The sequence below is a fragment of the Neobacillus sp. GCM10023253 genome, from assembly GCF_042653105.1.
Taxonomy (GTDB): domain Bacteria; phylum Bacillota; class Bacilli; order Bacillales; family Cytobacillaceae; genus Neobacillus; species Neobacillus citreus.
The window spans coordinates 50,073-64,950 of the sequence record NZ_JBHSHV010000007.1 but is presented as its reverse complement, the minus strand read 5'-3'; the positions used below and the strand labels follow the sequence as shown (position 1 = coordinate 64,950).

Annotated in this window: 15 protein-coding genes; 13 read left to right on the top strand and 2 right to left on the bottom strand. The window is 42.4% G+C overall.

From position 1 onward, the window contains the following. Window positions 1-13 precede the first annotated feature (13 nt). Window positions 14-472: a low molecular weight protein-tyrosine-phosphatase gene (locus ACFPA1_RS10405; RefSeq protein ID WP_378582618.1), complete on the bottom strand. Its 459-nt coding sequence runs from the start codon at window positions 470-472 to the stop codon at window positions 14-16. Window positions 473-857: 385 nt separating this feature from the next. Here ACFPA1_RS10405 and ACFPA1_RS10400 point away from each other — a divergent pair, with 385 nt between their 5' ends. Next, window positions 858-1,652, top strand: a complete 795-nt coding sequence (locus tag ACFPA1_RS10400) for a hypothetical protein (protein WP_378582615.1) — start codon at window positions 858-860, stop codon at window positions 1,650-1,652. 35 nt (window positions 1,653-1,687) lie between these two features. On the opposite strand, the gene ACFPA1_RS10395 is transcribed toward ACFPA1_RS10400, so the two are convergent. After that, window positions 1,688-2,284 (bottom strand): TetR/AcrR family transcriptional regulator, encoded by a 597-nt coding sequence (locus ACFPA1_RS10395; RefSeq protein ID WP_378582612.1) that lies wholly within the window; start codon window positions 2,282-2,284, stop codon window positions 1,688-1,690. Window positions 2,285-2,584: 300 nt separating this feature from the next. On the opposite strand from ACFPA1_RS10395, the gene menE reads away from it, so the two are divergent. The 12 genes from menE (at window position 2,585) to ACFPA1_RS10335 (ending at window position 14,869) form a co-directional block, all read left to right on the top strand. Beyond that, the gene (gene menE, locus ACFPA1_RS10390) at window positions 2,585-4,135 is read left to right on the top strand and encodes an o-succinylbenzoate--CoA ligase (protein ID WP_378582611.1); all 1,551 of its coding nucleotides are present in this window, start codon (window positions 2,585-2,587) and stop codon (window positions 4,133-4,135) included. A gap of 92 nt (window positions 4,136-4,227) precedes the next feature. Then, window positions 4,228-5,247 carry a zinc-binding dehydrogenase gene (locus ACFPA1_RS10385; RefSeq protein WP_378582609.1) on the top strand — a complete coding sequence of 340 codons (1,020 nt, stop codon included), beginning with the start codon at window positions 4,228-4,230 and terminating at the stop codon, window positions 5,245-5,247. Window positions 5,248-5,266: 19 nt separating this feature from the next. Beyond that, window positions 5,267-6,412: an acyl-CoA dehydrogenase family protein gene (locus ACFPA1_RS10380; protein WP_378582608.1), complete on the top strand. Its 1,146-nt coding sequence runs from the start codon at window positions 5,267-5,269 to the stop codon at window positions 6,410-6,412. Between the two features lie 90 nt (window positions 6,413-6,502). Beyond that, window positions 6,503-7,681: an ABC transporter substrate-binding protein gene (locus ACFPA1_RS10375; RefSeq protein ID WP_378582605.1), complete on the top strand. Its 1,179-nt coding sequence runs from the start codon at window positions 6,503-6,505 to the stop codon at window positions 7,679-7,681. Between the two features lie 56 nt (window positions 7,682-7,737). After that, window positions 7,738-8,607, top strand: a complete 870-nt coding sequence (locus ACFPA1_RS10370; RefSeq protein WP_378582604.1) for a branched-chain amino acid ABC transporter permease — start codon at window positions 7,738-7,740, stop codon at window positions 8,605-8,607. Further along, window positions 8,604-9,614, top strand: coding sequence for a branched-chain amino acid ABC transporter permease (locus ACFPA1_RS10365; RefSeq protein ID WP_378582601.1), 1,011 nt, complete (start codon window positions 8,604-8,606; stop codon window positions 9,612-9,614). Before ACFPA1_RS10370 ends, ACFPA1_RS10365 begins: the two co-directional genes overlap by 4 nt. After that, window positions 9,601-10,326, top strand: coding sequence for an ABC transporter ATP-binding protein (locus ACFPA1_RS10360; protein ID WP_378582643.1), 726 nt, complete (start codon window positions 9,601-9,603; stop codon window positions 10,324-10,326). The genes ACFPA1_RS10365 and ACFPA1_RS10360 overlap by 14 nt, the downstream gene beginning before the upstream one ends. Continuing rightward, window positions 10,319-11,026, top strand: a complete 708-nt coding sequence (locus ACFPA1_RS10355; RefSeq protein ID WP_378582598.1) for an ABC transporter ATP-binding protein — start codon at window positions 10,319-10,321, stop codon at window positions 11,024-11,026. The genes ACFPA1_RS10360 and ACFPA1_RS10355 overlap by 8 nt, the downstream gene beginning before the upstream one ends. 21 nt (window positions 11,027-11,047) lie before the next feature. Continuing rightward, window positions 11,048-11,866, top strand: a complete 819-nt coding sequence (locus ACFPA1_RS10350; RefSeq protein ID WP_378582596.1) for an enoyl-CoA hydratase — start codon at window positions 11,048-11,050, stop codon at window positions 11,864-11,866. A 92-nt stretch (window positions 11,867-11,958) separates the two neighbouring features. Further along, on the top strand, window positions 11,959-13,017 hold the full coding sequence (locus ACFPA1_RS10345) for a zinc-dependent alcohol dehydrogenase (RefSeq protein ID WP_378582593.1): 1,059 nt from the start codon (window positions 11,959-11,961) through the stop codon (window positions 13,015-13,017). 21 nt (window positions 13,018-13,038) lie between these two features. Continuing rightward, window positions 13,039-13,806: an SDR family NAD(P)-dependent oxidoreductase gene (locus ACFPA1_RS10340; RefSeq protein WP_378582592.1), complete on the top strand. Its 768-nt coding sequence runs from the start codon at window positions 13,039-13,041 to the stop codon at window positions 13,804-13,806. A gap of 58 nt (window positions 13,807-13,864) precedes the next feature. Continuing rightward, window positions 13,865-14,869 carry a thiamine pyrophosphate-dependent dehydrogenase E1 component subunit alpha gene (locus ACFPA1_RS10335; protein ID WP_378582589.1) on the top strand — a complete coding sequence of 335 codons (1,005 nt, stop codon included), beginning with the start codon at window positions 13,865-13,867 and terminating at the stop codon, window positions 14,867-14,869. Window positions 14,870-14,878 lie beyond the last annotated feature (9 nt).

Here is a 14,878-nt window from a genome sequence, read left to right as displayed (position 1 = left end):
CCGTCCCCACGCTTCACTTTTCCGCAAGGATTTTCTCAAGTAACGCCCGGCATCCTTCTGTTACAAGCTGGTAGGTTTCTTGGAAATCACCTGTATAGTAAGGATCCGGAACATCTTTTTTGTGTTCAGTTAGGTCGAGAAGACGGATGATTTTTGGATGTTTTGGCTTTCCTGTAATTTCGTAAATGTTTCTTGTGTTGCTTTCATCCATGCCGATGATGTAGTCGAATTTTTCAAAGTCGTCTTTTGTTAATTGACGTCCGACAAGGCCCTCCGAGGAAATGTTATATTTCTTTAAGATTCCCAAGGTTCCTTTATGGGGTGGGGATCCGATATGCCATGAACTTGTTGCAGCGGAATCTACAGTAATTTTGTTAGACAGATTTTCTTTTTTCAGTAAGTCACGAAACACAGCCTCAGCCATCGGTGATCGGCAAATGTTTCCCAGACAGACGAATAAAACGTTAATCATGTTATGAGCTCCTTTGGTTAATCTTTGCAAGTCGTTACCTAATACCGACAATTCTAAGAATATTATATTTTAGGATTATTGAAAAGTAGAAGTTTTCATGTTCCCCGGAACCAGTTCCGCAAAAATATACGTGATAAAAAATGTAGATTGGAACTACAAGTAAATTCTCCTCAAAAATCTAACACAAACCAAGAAACTCCTTAAAACCTGCTTCGTACATTCTCCCGAGTGAGGCATAAGAACCGTCCCCATGCCTCATTTAATAGTCTTATTGAGCCATTCACATTCTTTTTTTCCTCCTTTAATATTAAATAGGAAACTATTAAAATATATGGCCATTTGTGTCATTTTCTGTCACCTCAGTTGTTTTTGGAGGAGGATTCTTGTGAATACTGATCAAGCTTTTGAGTTGTTAAAGAGTGCTGGAGTTCCGGATGAGCTTAGTATTCAGACGGTTAGACGGTGGATGCGGGAGCGAAAAATCAGGTTTGAAGGGAAGCAAAGGCTCTCCAAAACAGAGTACATACTGGAAGATACGGATCAAGCATTTGACCTATTAAAGGATGCAGGTGTTGCTGCAAATATCGGTATTCAACTAGTCAAACGCTGGTATAATGAAGGGAAGATTCATAGACTAGGGAATGTGGACCAAATCAAGGATTACATATCTACCCAGCCCAAATTGCCAGCTTTTGAAGACAAGCCTTCCGATTTGACGATTCGTGAGCTAAAAGTAAAACTTAAAGCACAGGATGAGCAAATCAAAGGGATACAGGATCTTCATCAAACGTCTTTAAAAGCGATGATCCAGCAACGGGACAAGCTGAATAAAGAAATAGCCAGCCTTCAGCACGAAAAATCGGAATTGCAAATGGAGACTAGAAAAGTGTTAAAGGAAAATATTGACCTTCGTAAGGAATTGTTAAGACTAAAAGAAGAGCTCGCGAAACAAGGTAAAGGAGAGGATGAAAAGGTTCAATCCCAATCCGGCCCACCATCTAATCCGCAAGATTATCGTCGAAAACTGGGGCTATCCAAAACAGCAGGTCCAAAAGAAGTCATGGTCGGTTTTAAAAAATTATTAATAGAAACGCATCCAGACCATGGCGGCAGCGCTAAGGCCTTCCATTACGTGAAAACAGACTATGATCAATTTAAAAGCAGAATGAAAGGAAACTAAAACTTGGAGAATAACCCGTTACTTTAAAAAGCGGGTTATTTTTTGATGACTATCTTTAGTAGATATTCCGCGAAAGCGCTTGCAATTTCTTCGTCGGTTTTTGAACCGTCTTGGACATACCATTGCTGTATCCAATTTAGCGCTCCAAGAATGATCAGCCGTACCATTTTAACATCCACTAGAGGGTCGAATACCTTTTGGGCAATGCCTTCATTTATTATACTATCAAAATATTTTGAATAATTTCTCCTAAGCTCTAAAACGTCGTTCAACTTTTCATTAGAGAAATTTTGGTTTGGTTTATCCATAATCATAAACATTGATTTCTCACTTGTAACGAGCAAAATATGGGCACGAATCGCGTTTTGTAATTTCTCGATAGGATTCGAGTCACTAGTTATGACTTTCTCAATTCTTTTCAAACTCATTTCCATAATCATTTGGTGGCAATGATACAGAAGGTCATCCTTATTTTTAAAATAATTGTACATTGAACCTTTTGTTAAGAGAAGTTTTGCCGCAATTTCTTCCATTGTTGCCCCATGGTAACCTTTCTCAGCAAGAACAGAAGCGGCAGATCGCAAGATTTCCTGTTTCCTCTTGGCAATTTTTTGTGCTCTAAGAGAAGCCATGTAAAACCTCCTTTTAATTCTTATTACTTATCTTTTTGAAGTTTTATAGTAAACCTATCAGTTATTTTGATGTTTTTTTAAATATATGTTAAATTTTCTGAAAAATCAACCTGAAATTTAAAAATGTAGGAAAAAGTGTTAAATTGTCTTATGTTATGAATAGTTTTTCATAGGTTTAAAATTATCCTATGAAAAATATTAAATTTATATATTGATTTTTCTGAATCTTTGAAATAAAATAAAAAAGTAAACAATTGGTCAAAAAGTAAATAGTAATTCAGTTGAGATTGGAGTGAAAACATGCTGGAGTATGTCAGAGCAAAACAGTTATTGGTCGATGAAATGCTCAACCGATCAGCTCGCAGGTTTCCAAATAAAACCGCTATCGTAGATGATAACAGAAGGATTACGTATGTTACTCTGCTAAAACGCGTCAATCAAGTAGCAGGCTGGTTTCAGTCAAAAGGAATTAACAAGGGAGACAAAGTAGCGCTTTTGTTGTACAACTCCATCGAAATCACTGAATGCTTATTAGCTTTAGGCAAAATTGGTGCAGTTGCTGTTCCTGTTAATTTCCGGCTTCAGCAGCTTGAATTTGAATATATCCTCCAAAACTCCGATACGAAAATGCTGATTGCACACCAAGACTTTGTTGAAATCATTGGAAAAATGAGAGTCAACCTCCCGTTGTTAGAAGAAGTAATAATTGTTGATCAGCAAGAAGGTAAACACCATTCCTATTTTTCATATGATGACATTTTTGAAACCGCTTTTATTCCTAGTTTGGAAGATTTGAAAGACGATGACGACTTTCTTTTTGTATATACCTCAGGAACAACAGGAAAGCCAAAAGGTGCTGTCCTCACTCACAAAAATGTCTTTATGAATTCCGTCAATATGTGCCTTGAGTGCAGTTTAACAAAGGACGAAGTACAAGTCATTTCAACCCCCTTGTTTCATATAGGCGGCATATCTGCCTTGACAATGCTATTGCTAGTTGGTGGAACGACCATTCTTCTACGTAAATTTAACCCCGAACATCTATTGCAAATCTTTGAAAAAGAAAAAGTAACATATTCTTTTATGGTGCCATCGATGTGGAACATACTCCTAGAACTTCCTTCATTCAAAAATTACAATGTCACAAGCATTCAAAAAATATGCTGCGGTGCTGCCACAACACCTCTTGAGCTGAAGAAAAAACTATTGAAGCATTTTCCAAACGCGGGTGTCTTCGATACATTTGGGCATACAGAAATGGCAGCGAGCACATCCACTTTAAAAGCAAGCGATTCGATTCAGAAAACCGGCTCTGTTGGCCTTCCATATTCCAATGTAGAAGTAAGAGTAGTAGATGAAAACATGAATGACTGCGCTCATGGTGAGGTAGGTGAGATTGTATACCGCGGACCAACCACGATGAAAGAGTATTATAAGAACCCTGAGGCTACCGAGGAAGCGGTAAAAGGCGGCTGGCTCCATAGCGGGGATTTGGTAAAGCTGGATGATGAAGGATATATCACCGTTGTTGATCGGAAGAAAGATATGATCATCAGCGGCGGCGAAAATATCTATCCAAAGGAAATTGAAGAGGTGTTATATACTCATCCCGATATTCTTGAGGCGGCTGTGGTGGGAATCCCGGATGAAAAATGGGGTGAAACCGTAAAGGCGTACATAGTCCTGCGGAATGGGAAAAGCATTACAGAGCAGCAGGTGATTGACTATTGCACGGATAAGATGGCCCGCTATAAAAAGCCGCATTATGTTGAATTTTTAGAGGAACTGCCGAGAAATGGCTCGGGGAAAATTCTCAAAACAAAGCTGAGAGATTATAACTTAAAAGTGTAAGAGAGTGGAGTGGATGGGGACATGGATCAAGTCAATTCCCCACTGAAGGGCAGTAATTTGCATGAGAGATTGAAAGAGTAAAGGAGGAACATATGAAAACCATTATTTTAAGAGACCTTGGCGGACCGGAGCAATATCGAATCGAAGATGTTGACATTCCCAGTCCTAGTGAGAATGAGGTTTTAGTCCGTGTTAGGGCAGCGGCTTTTAATCGCCGTGACATATTTATTCGAAAAGGCGAATATCCGGGAATACGTCTTCCATCTATTCCAGGTGCGGATGGGGCGGGTGAAATTGCTGCGGTCGGCAAAGGGGTGAAAGACCTTGCGATCGGAAATAAGGTGGTCATCAATCCGGCATTAAATTGGGGTAATGATGAAAGAATCTATACAAAGAACTTATCGATTGTGGGAGTCCCTACAGATGGCACTTTTGCTGAGTATATCAAGGTTCCAAGGGAAAATGTTTATCCTAAACCTGAATATCTCTCGTGGGAAGAAGCTGCAGCCTTGCCATTAGGAGGGCTTACTGCGTATCGTGCATTGTTTACTAAAGGCAAGGTACAAAAGGGTGAAGCTGTTTTAATTCCGGGTATTGGAGGTGGTGTCGCGACATTCCTGCTGCAGATGGCATCTGCCTTGGGTGCCAAGGTGTTTGTTACCTCCAGCAGTGAAGACAAAATCCAAAAAGCAATTACTTTAGGAGCAACCGGGGGAGTCAATTACAGAGACCCAAATTGGGATAAGCAATTAAGAAAATGGCTGCCGGAGGGCGCTGATCTGATCATTGACAGCGTGGGCGGTGAAAATTTTGCAAAGCTGTTAAATATAGCAAAGCACGGTAGCCGGATTGTTACCTTTGGGGCCACTGCCGGACCTGTTCCACAGCTTGTAATGCCAAAATTATTCTTAAAACAAATCGATATTTTGGGGACCACAATGGGTTCACCAACTGAATTTAAGAAGATGCTTTCCTTCTATGATGAACACAAAATAAAGCCGGTCATTGACTCTGTTTATTCCTTTGCGGATATTCAGGAAGCGCAAACCCGAATGGAAAAAGGGTTAAACTTCGGCAAAGTTGTGGTTACAATACAAAAGCAAGAATCGTAAACGATGGAGGTAAAAACAGATGGCAAGGGCATTCCTCAAGGAAGAGCACGAAATATTTAGACGTTCCCTAAGGAAGTTTTTAGAAAAGCAAGCCATTCCTTTCTATGAACAATGGGAACATGAGAAGTTGGTTCCACGGCCCTTCTGGAAGAAGATGGGGGAAAATGGCTTCCTCGCTCCATGGGTTGATGAAAAATATGGCGGTGTGAATGCTGACTTTGGATATTCCGTTGTCATAAACGAAGAACTAGAAAAGGTTGGAAGCGGCTTGGTTGGCATCAATAACCATAATGATATTGTCGTTCCTTATATTAATAGTTTTGGTAACGAAGAACAAAAGGAAAAGTGGCTTCCGGGCTGTTTATCAGGGGATTTCATAACCGCTATTGCGATGACCGAACCAGGCTCAGGCTCTGATCTTGCGGGTATCAAAACTACGGCTAGAAGAGAAGGAGATTACTATATTGTAAACGGTGCCAAAACGTTTATTACCAGCGGAATCCATGCTGATCTAGTCGTTCTTGTATGCAAGACAGATCCGAAAGCGGATCCTGCGTACAAAGGTGTCAGCCTGTTGGTAGTTGAGGCAGAAACCCCAGGTTTTATTAAAGCCAAGCAGCTTAGTAAAGTAGGGCAGCATTGTTCGGATACGGCTGAGCTCGTTTTTGAGGATGCAAAAATACCTGTGGCCAATCTATTGGGAGAGGAAGGGAAAGGTTTCTATTATTTAATGGAAAAGCTGCAGCAGGAAAGGCTCCTCGTAGCAGTTGGGGCTGTGGCTGTTGCGGAACGAATGTTCGAAATAACGAAGGAATACGTCAAACAAAGGACAGCATTCGGAAAATCTATCAGCCAATTCCAAAATACCCAATTCAAAATGGCGGAAATGGCGACGGAAATCCAGATTGCCCGTGTGTTTGTCGATGACCTAGTGGCCAACCATATCGAGAAGAAGGAGGTTGTCACACAAGTGTCGATGGCGAAGTGGTGGGTCACTGATCTGGCCAAAAGAATCGCTACCCAGTGCATGCAGCTTCATGGTGGCTATGGATATATGGAAGAATACGAGATTGCCAGAAGATTCCGTGACATCCAGGCCACCTCCATATATGCAGGAACCAACGAGATTATGAAAAGCATCATTGCGAAAAGGCTTGAATTGTAAGCAACGCAAAAAATAACTGAAAATTCTATTTTTCTCGAGGAGTATAGGTCTATACCAATCCAATTTTAACCCTAGGAGGGCGTGTTGTTTATGAAAAAAGTAAAGTTGGGCCTAATTATTTTCGTACTTTCCGTTTTTGCTGCTTTGGCAGGGTGCAGTAAAGGATCAGAAGAGACTTCCGGAAAATCGGGCGGTTCTGAAGGAACTGTAGAAATTGGTGTTGTGCTGGCTACCTCCGGACCAATTGCGCAAACCGGAACGTGGGTATTGGACGGACATAAAGCAGCTGAGAAAGAAATCAATGACAACGGCGGTTTTAAGGTTGGCGACAAAACCTATAAAGTGAAAATCGTTCAATATGACTCCGAGGGAAGAGCTGAATCGGCAACAGCTGCAACAGAAAAATTGATTAATCAGGACAAAGTGCCTGTCATTCTTGGAACCTCGATTAGTTCCGAGACAGCCGCCATGATTCCAATTGCCCAACGTGCTAAGACACCTCTTATCACTTTTGTTGCCGCTAGTGATATCTTAACAGCCCAGGGAGCCAGCTTCTTCTCACAAGCAGCACCGGCAAACAAAAACTATGTGGAAGCCGGTACAAAAACGATGAAAGACATGGGAATGAAAAATATTGCTTTTATCTATGTTGATGATGCCTGGGGTCAATCATATGGAAAGCTATACCCACCTGCAATGGAAGAAAAAGGTCTTAAAATTGTTGCAACGGAAAAGTTTGCGCCGGAACAAAAAGAATTTATGACCATGTTAAATAAAGTCAAAGCAAAAAATCCTGACGGTGTTGTGCTAGCTGCCGAAACCGAATTAGCAGTTCCGTTATTAAAGCAACTGCATGAAGTAATGCCTGATGTGAAAATCATGGAGTCAGGCGGAAGTATTCCGGAAGAATTGATTAAATTGGCTCCAGATGCCGTAGACGGCTTGGTTACCTTAAGCCGTGCCGGCGCGATAACACCTGAAATCACAAAATTCCAAGAGCTATTTGCTAAATCCAATAGTTACAAAGCAAACTCCTTCAACTATTCGGGTTATGATGGCATCCACTTTATTGTCGATGCGATGCAGAGAGCGGGTACTGTGTCAGATAAGGAAAAAATTAACAAAGCAATCCGTGATGCAAAGTATAAGGGACTTATTGGAACATACAGCTTCAATGAAAAGGGTGAAAACAGCCTAGTAGGAAACCGAGCTATCATCAAAGACGGTAAAGTGATTTACCAAACAGTCAACGAACCGCTACCGAAATAATTATATAGGGGGCAGAGATCATGGTCTCTGCCTCTATTTCTAAAAGGGGGGTAATCATGGGAGATCAAATAATTCAATCTATATTGGATGGACTAGTGAGTGGCAGCATTTATGGATTAATGGCGATTGGTTTTACCCTTGTATTTGGCATTATGCATGTTATTAACCTTGCACATGGCGAATTGTATATGCTGGGTGCTTTTACTACGTTTATTATGGTTGGTGTCTATCAGATTAACTTCTTTGTAGCGATTCTTGCGGCCATGTTGATTGTCGGCGGTCTTGGGTTTTTGATTGAGCGCTATATTTTCCGGCCGCTCAGAAATACGGCTATGTTAAATACCTTATTAGCTTCCATTGGGTTATCCATCTTTATTAGCAATCTAGTTTTGAAGATTGCAGGGACAGGAATGAGAAGCATCCCGACGCCTTTCTCTGATAAGAGTTTTACATTCATCGGTGCTTCTATTTCCACCCATCGTTTAATGGTGTTGTTGCTGACGGCATTATTAGTGGCGGTTCTATTTTGGGTCATTAAATTTACGAAGTTTGGAAGGTCACTAAGGGCAACATCACAGGATCAGGATGCATCGGCCCTGATGGGGGTCAACATAAACCTTACATACGGCCTGGTGTTTGCGATTAGTGCCGGTATGGCGGCGATGGCGGGCGGATTAATTGGTTCTCTTTATGTCGTTGACCCGACGATGGGGTTAGGGCCTGGCTTGAAAGCTTTTATTATTGTCATTCTTGGCGGTATGGGGAGTGTCGTGGGGGCGATTGTCGGTGCCTTCGTTATGGGGTACGCCGAAACGTTTACCTCTTTATTCTGGGCTGCTTCCTACCAAGATTTAGTTGGATATATTCTGTTAATTTTGGTTCTTTTACTAAAACCTAATGGCTTGTTTGGGGGGGCGAAGAGATGATCAATAATCGAATGAAGATGGGAACGATTATCGCGGTCTTGGTTGTTCTCTCCGTCTTGCCGTTCCTATTAGACTCGTATTTAATCCATATTCTCAATCAAATTGGTATTTGGGTCATCTTAACTGCCAGCCTTAACCTGATGGTCGGGTATACCGGACAGCTCTCGTTTGCCCATGTTGGTTTGTTTGCAGTTGGCGCTTACACAAGTGCCATCTTGACAACTTCAGCAGGCTTTTCGTTTTGGGCTTCCTTCCCCATTGCAGCAATCGTTGCGGGGGTGTTGGGGTTTATAATTGGGCTTCCGGTACTGCGCTTTAAAACCCACTTTTTTGCCATCGTTACCTTGGGCTTTGGCGAGATTATCCGCTTAACCATCTATAATTGGCGGGATTTAACCGGCGGACCAAATGGTATTTATAACATTCCGTTTCCAACTAATATTCTCGGGCTTGATTTTGCCCTGCGTGAACACTTTTATTACTTAATATTAATCAGTGCGGTTTTGGTAGTTTTGTTTGTGAAGCTGTTAATTGGCTCGAGAACGGGTAAAGCCATGATCGCCATCCGCGAAAATGAAAACTTTGCGTTGTTTGTCGGGATTAATACTTGGAAAGTGAAGATTTTTGCTTTTACGTTAAGTGCCGCGCTCGCTGGATTTGCGGGCAGTCTTTATGCATCCTATAACTCCTATATATCCCCGTATTCCTTTACCGTTTCAGAGTCTGTCAGTATACTTCTGATGGTCATTATCGGGGGGATGGGAACCATCATCGGACCGATTTTAGGCACAACCTTCCTTATCTTTCTGCCTGAGCTGTTACGTAGTGTATCGGAATGGCGGATGGTAATTTACGGAGGATTGCTTGTTTTAACGATTATGTTTATGCGTGACGGTATTCTTGGTCTCCTTAAGAGTTTATTCCGGAAAAAGAAACACCATAGCGAAAAAAATCTTCTGTCGACAGGAAAGGAGGAGGCAGCCATTGCTGGAAGTGAAAGGAATTAGCCGATTTTTTAAAGGGTTAGTGGCACTTGACAATGTTTCGTTTACGGTTGAGCAAGGGGAAATTTTGGGGATTATCGGTCCAAACGGGGCCGGAAAGAGTACGCTTTTTAACTGTATCACCTGCTTTTTCCCGCCTTCACAAGGAGAAGTCTATTTTGAAGGAAAGAAGATAACAGGCTTAAATCCTTTTCAAATTACTGAATTGGGCTTAACAAGAACCTTTCAGCATACGCAGGTTTTTCCAAAATTGTCCGTCTATGAAAATATCACAACTGGACAGTACGTTATGAAGAGAAAAGACCCATCAAGAACGAAGCGCCAGCTGGAACAAAAGGCATTCGAGATTATGGAGTTCGTCGGTGTCAGCGAATATAAAGATACCACTGCTGAAAACTTGAGTCTGGGCTATCAAACCAGGCTCGCCATTGGTATTGCATTGGCAACAGAACCAAAGCTGTTTCTCCTCGATGAACCTGCTGCCGGGATGAATCCGGAGGAAACGAAGCAATTGGTGCATTTACTGAGAGAAATCCGGACCAAATTAGGTGTGACCATTATTTTGATTGAACACGATATGAAAGCCGTCATGGGCTTGTGCGACAAAATCGTCGTATTGGAGTACGGCAAGAAAATTGCAGAAGGAACACCACAGGAAATCCAGGAGAATCCTCGTGTGATTGAAGCCTATTTAGGGAGTGAGGCACTTGCTTAAAATCGAGAATCTTCAAGTCCATTATGATAAAGTACAGGTCATCCATGATGTCTCGCTGGAGGTCAATGAGGGCGAAATCGTGACCCTCATTGGCTCAAATGGTGCGGGGAAGACCACGTTATTACGAACCATTTCCGGTATTAAAAGGGCTTCTGGAGGGTCGATTACTTTTATGGGAGAGCCGATCCATCAGATGACCTCCCATAAAATTGTGGAGATGGGAATTGGGCATGTTCCGGAAGGACGGCATGTTTTCCCTGACATGTCTGTCTATGAAAACCTGCAGATGGGTGCCTTCCGCCGCAAGGATTCACAGGCTGCTATCAAAAAGGATTTAGAACACATTTTTGACCTATTTCCCCGGCTGAAGGAACGAAGCCAGCAAATGGCGGGAACGATGAGCGGCGGGGAACAGCAAATGCTGGCAATAGGCAGGGCGATTATGGCAAAGCCTAAGTTGTTTTTGTTTGATGAACCATCGTTAGGCATAGCCCCCATCATTGTTGCCGAAATTTTCAAGATGATTAAAAGGATGAACGAAGAAGGCTCCACCATCCTATTAGTGGAACAAAATGCCAATGCCGCATTAAAGATTTCAGACCGTGCCTACATCCTCGAAACAGGTAAGATTGGTCTCGAAGGACAATCAGCCGATTTATTAAATGATGATCGTGTCAGAAAAATTTATCTTGGATTTTAATATGAAATGGAGGTGCAGGTTGTGGCTTATGAAACGATTATATATAAAGAATCGCCTGGAGAAGGAATTGCTTGGGTGACCATGAACCGTCCGCAAAAACGAAATGCCATTAATAAAAAGATGATTCTGGAGATGGGGGACGCCTTCCGCCGTGCCGAGAATAATGATGACATTCGCGTGATTATCTTTAATGGCGAAGGTCCTTGTTTTTCTGCCGGACATGATTTATCAGTCGAAGAACAATATCCGAGTACTTCCGAAGAACGGATTATATGGGAGAGAAAATATTACTTTGATGAAATTATGTATTTGCGGAATATTCGCAAGCCCTTAATCTCTCAAGTTCATAGTTACTGTATCGCAGCGGGCTTGGTACTGGCATTAATGGCTGACATTGTCATAGCTTCCGAGGATGCCGTGTTTAATGACCCGGTTGTCAGAATGGGTGCCAATAGTCAAGAAGTGATGATCTTGCCATGGGTTGTTGGCGAGAAAAAAGCAAAAGAACTTTTGTTTACTGGTGATAGTTTAACTGCTCCTGAAGCGTTCCGTCTTGGGATGATCAATCAAGTGGTTCCTAGAGAGGAGCTGGATTCAGCAGTCTATGAAATGGCCAAAAAAGTGGCCCTCATGCCGTCAATGGCGGTTTCACTCGTCAAAGAGTCGATTAACAATACCCTTGATAATATGGGCTACACCAATTCCATGAAAATGCACTTTGCCTCCCATTTGTTAAGCCACTCTACTGAAGAGGCGAGAAACGGGATGGGAAACCATAAACGCGGTGATTTAAGAAAATATTTCGATGAACGAAATAAATCTTTTAAATCGTCCATATGAATTCAACAAAAGTATATGCTCGCGCCATTCCTGCTGTCTTCTTTTGTAAAAAAACTGATTAGCAAATTTTATTTTTAAGGTGGTAAATCTAGATGAACAGTACGATGAAGGCTGCTGTCTATTACGGCCCGCGCGATTTACGTGTCGAAAATGTACCCCTACCGGAAATTGGTCCAAACGATATCCTGCTAAAGGTGAAATATTGTGGAATTTGCGGCTCAGATGTCCATAGCTACGGCACTGGATTATATATCAACAAAGGGCAGATTATGGGCCATGAATTTTCCGGTGAGGTCGTAAAGGTCGGGAAAAATGTCCATGGAATCCAGGTGAGAGAACGAGGAACAGGTTTTTATGCCGGTGTGTGCGGCACCTGCTATTGGTGTAAAAACCATCAATACACCCTATGTCCCGATTTGTTTAAAAACTCTACTGGTTATGGTCAGCAAGGTGCTTTTGCCGAATATGTCAGAATACCAAACGCCATTGCCGGGATAAGTTTCCATCACCTCCCTGATGAAATTGACGATATAACCGCCGCCACGATAGAACCGGTTTCTGTCTCGGCCTACACAGTGGAGCTTTGCCAGCCAAAAGCTGGCGATCAAGTGGTTGTGATGGGCGCTGGCTTAATCGGAAACACAGTCATGCAGGTGCTCAAAGCATCTTCCGTTGAAAAAGCCATTGTCACGGAGGTTTCCGAGCTTCGCCTGCAGGCTGCCATCCAGTCCGGGGCTGATCTGGTTATCAATGCAGCCAAGGAAAATGTTATCGAGAGGCTCAAAGACATAACCGGCGTTGGCCCCTACCATTTTAATGAAGGAGCAATGGCGGATATCGTTGTCGATGCAGCCGGTGCCCCGTCTGCTGTGGAACAATCGTTTGATATTGTCCGAAGCGGCGGCACGATTGCCTTTGTCGGCCTACCTGAGAAAAAAGCGCAAATCGATACAACCAAGATCGTTCATAAAATGCCAAGGATTATTGGGGCGCTAGGCGGGAATTTCCTATCATCGATTTCGTTATTAAAGGAAGGGAAAGTTAAGACCCGCCATTTAATTAGCCATACTTTCCCCATTCAGCATGCCAAAGAAGCATTTGAGACCCAAATGGACCCGTATCAATCCGTGAAGGTCATGATTGAATTCTAATTTTCAAAAAAGGAGCAGAATATGAGATTAAAAGATAAGGTAGCTATTATAACAGGTGCAGGTAGCGGTCAAGGGAAAGCAGCAGCGAAATTATTCGCAGCAGAAGGTGCCAAGGTGATTATTGCTGAGTGGAATGAACAGAACGGAAAAAGTGTGGAGGATGAAATCAATTTTGAAGGGCAAGAGTCATTATTTTTTCAAACAGATGTATCCAACGAGGATAACATCATCGCTCTTGTCGAGGAAGTCATGGACCGTTATGGCCGAATCGATATCGTCTTTAATAATGCAGGGGTAGGATTTTCTTCCCGTTCAAAATATAAAATGGCATCGCTGATTGAAACACCGCAAAGAGATTGGAATGATATTCTCTCCATCAATTTGAACGGTGTTTATTTGTTGTCTAAGCATGTTCTGCCCATTATGCAGAAGCAAAACTATGGAAGTATTATCAACAATTCCTCATTAAATGGGATTGTCGGCGTGCCGGGTGCTGATGCCTATTCCGCCGCAAAAGGCGGTGTCGTGGCACTTACACGTGTGATGGCTGTTGATTATGGTAAATACAATATCCGCGTCAATTGTATTTGTCCGGGAGCGATTGACACGCCGATGATCGCGGATGTGTTGAAAAATGAGGCATTTTCAAAGGCATTTACAAGCAATCCGCTTCGAAGAGTAGGGAAACCGGAAGAGATAGCCTACGCCGCTCTATTTCTGGCCTCCGATGAATCCAGCTATATTACCGGACTGATTATGCCAGTCGATGGCGGCATCGCGGCACAGTAAATAAGTATTTACCGTAGGTTTACTACGTTAAATTATAAAAATCAAAGGAGTGAGTACTTTGGCTGAAATCTATCAAAAGGAAATTAAGCTCAGTGAATACCGGAAAGAGGATTTAATTAAGTTTTACAGAGAAATGGTGAAAATCAGGAAATTTGATGAACATCTGATTCGTTTAATGCATGAAGGGAAAGTGTCCGGGTTCTATCATTCCGGTATCGGTTCAGAAAGTGTCTCAGTGGGTTCTATCACTGATATCCTCCGTGATGAAGATTATATCTTCTACAATCACCGGGGCTGCAACCAAAAAATTGCTAAAGGCGTACCTCTCTCTAAAATTTACGGGGACTTCTTGGGGACGGTAGAGGGAACCACTAGAGGATTGGGCGCAGGGATTGTACATAGCGCCGATCCTTCTAGGGGCGTGTTGGGCCAATGTGGAACGATTGGTTCTCAGTTTAATATTGTTGTTGGAACAGCCTATTCCGCTAAATTAAGAGGCACTGACCAGGTTTCGGTTTGCTATTTTGGTGATGGAGCAGCATCTCGTGAACCATTGCACGGTTCCCTTAACTGGGCAGGGCTGTATAAGCTTCCAGTCGTCTATATCTGCGAGAATAACGGCTATGCTATTTCTTCTACTTTTGAAGAAACACATTCAGTCAGGGAGCATTTAGCAGATTGGGCTTGGGGTTATGGAATACCAAGCTACGTAGTCGATGGCAACGATGTTCTATTAATGCAGGAAGTGGTGAAGGAAGCGGTTGAAAGAGCCAAACGCGGTGAAGGTCCTACTTTCATTGAGGCCCAAACCTTCCGCCACCGGGGCCACTTCGAAGGCGATGCCTATGATTATGTTGACAAGGCAGTCTTAAATGACTGGAAAGAAAACCGTGATCCGATTAAGAACTTAAAGAAAAAATTGCTGGAAAATCAATATTGTACAGAGAACGATTTATTGATTGTTGATGAACAGGTGGAATATGAAATTCTTACCGCTATTAAAGTAGCAGAAGAAGCGCCGCTGCCGGAACCAAATCGAATTTTTGAAGGCCTATATGCTTAAGGAGGGATA

Bases quoted from the DNA above. Each gene is read 5' to 3' on its own strand.
- ACFPA1_RS10405 (WP_378582618.1), bottom strand. From the start codon at position 472: ATGATTAACGTTTTATTCGTCTGTCTGGGAAACATTTGCCGATCACCG.
- ACFPA1_RS10395 (WP_378582612.1), bottom strand. From the start codon at position 2,284: ATGGCTTCTCTTAGAGCACAAAAAATTGCCAAGAGGAAACAGGAAATC.
- menE (WP_378582611.1), top strand. From the start codon at position 2,585: ATGCTGGAGTATGTCAGAGCAAAACAGTTATTGGTCGATGAAATGCTC.
- ACFPA1_RS10385 (WP_378582609.1), top strand. From the start codon at position 4,228: ATGAAAACCATTATTTTAAGAGACCTTGGCGGACCGGAGCAATATCGA.
- ACFPA1_RS10380 (WP_378582608.1), top strand. From the start codon at position 5,267: ATGGCAAGGGCATTCCTCAAGGAAGAGCACGAAATATTTAGACGTTCC.
- ACFPA1_RS10375 (WP_378582605.1), top strand. From the start codon at position 6,503: ATGAAAAAAGTAAAGTTGGGCCTAATTATTTTCGTACTTTCCGTTTTT.
- ACFPA1_RS10370 (WP_378582604.1), top strand. From the start codon at position 7,738: ATGGGAGATCAAATAATTCAATCTATATTGGATGGACTAGTGAGTGGC.
- ACFPA1_RS10365 (WP_378582601.1), top strand. From the start codon at position 8,604: ATGATCAATAATCGAATGAAGATGGGAACGATTATCGCGGTCTTGGTT.
- ACFPA1_RS10345 (WP_378582593.1), top strand. From the start codon at position 11,959: ATGAACAGTACGATGAAGGCTGCTGTCTATTACGGCCCGCGCGATTTA.
- ACFPA1_RS10340 (WP_378582592.1), top strand. From the start codon at position 13,039: ATGAGATTAAAAGATAAGGTAGCTATTATAACAGGTGCAGGTAGCGGT.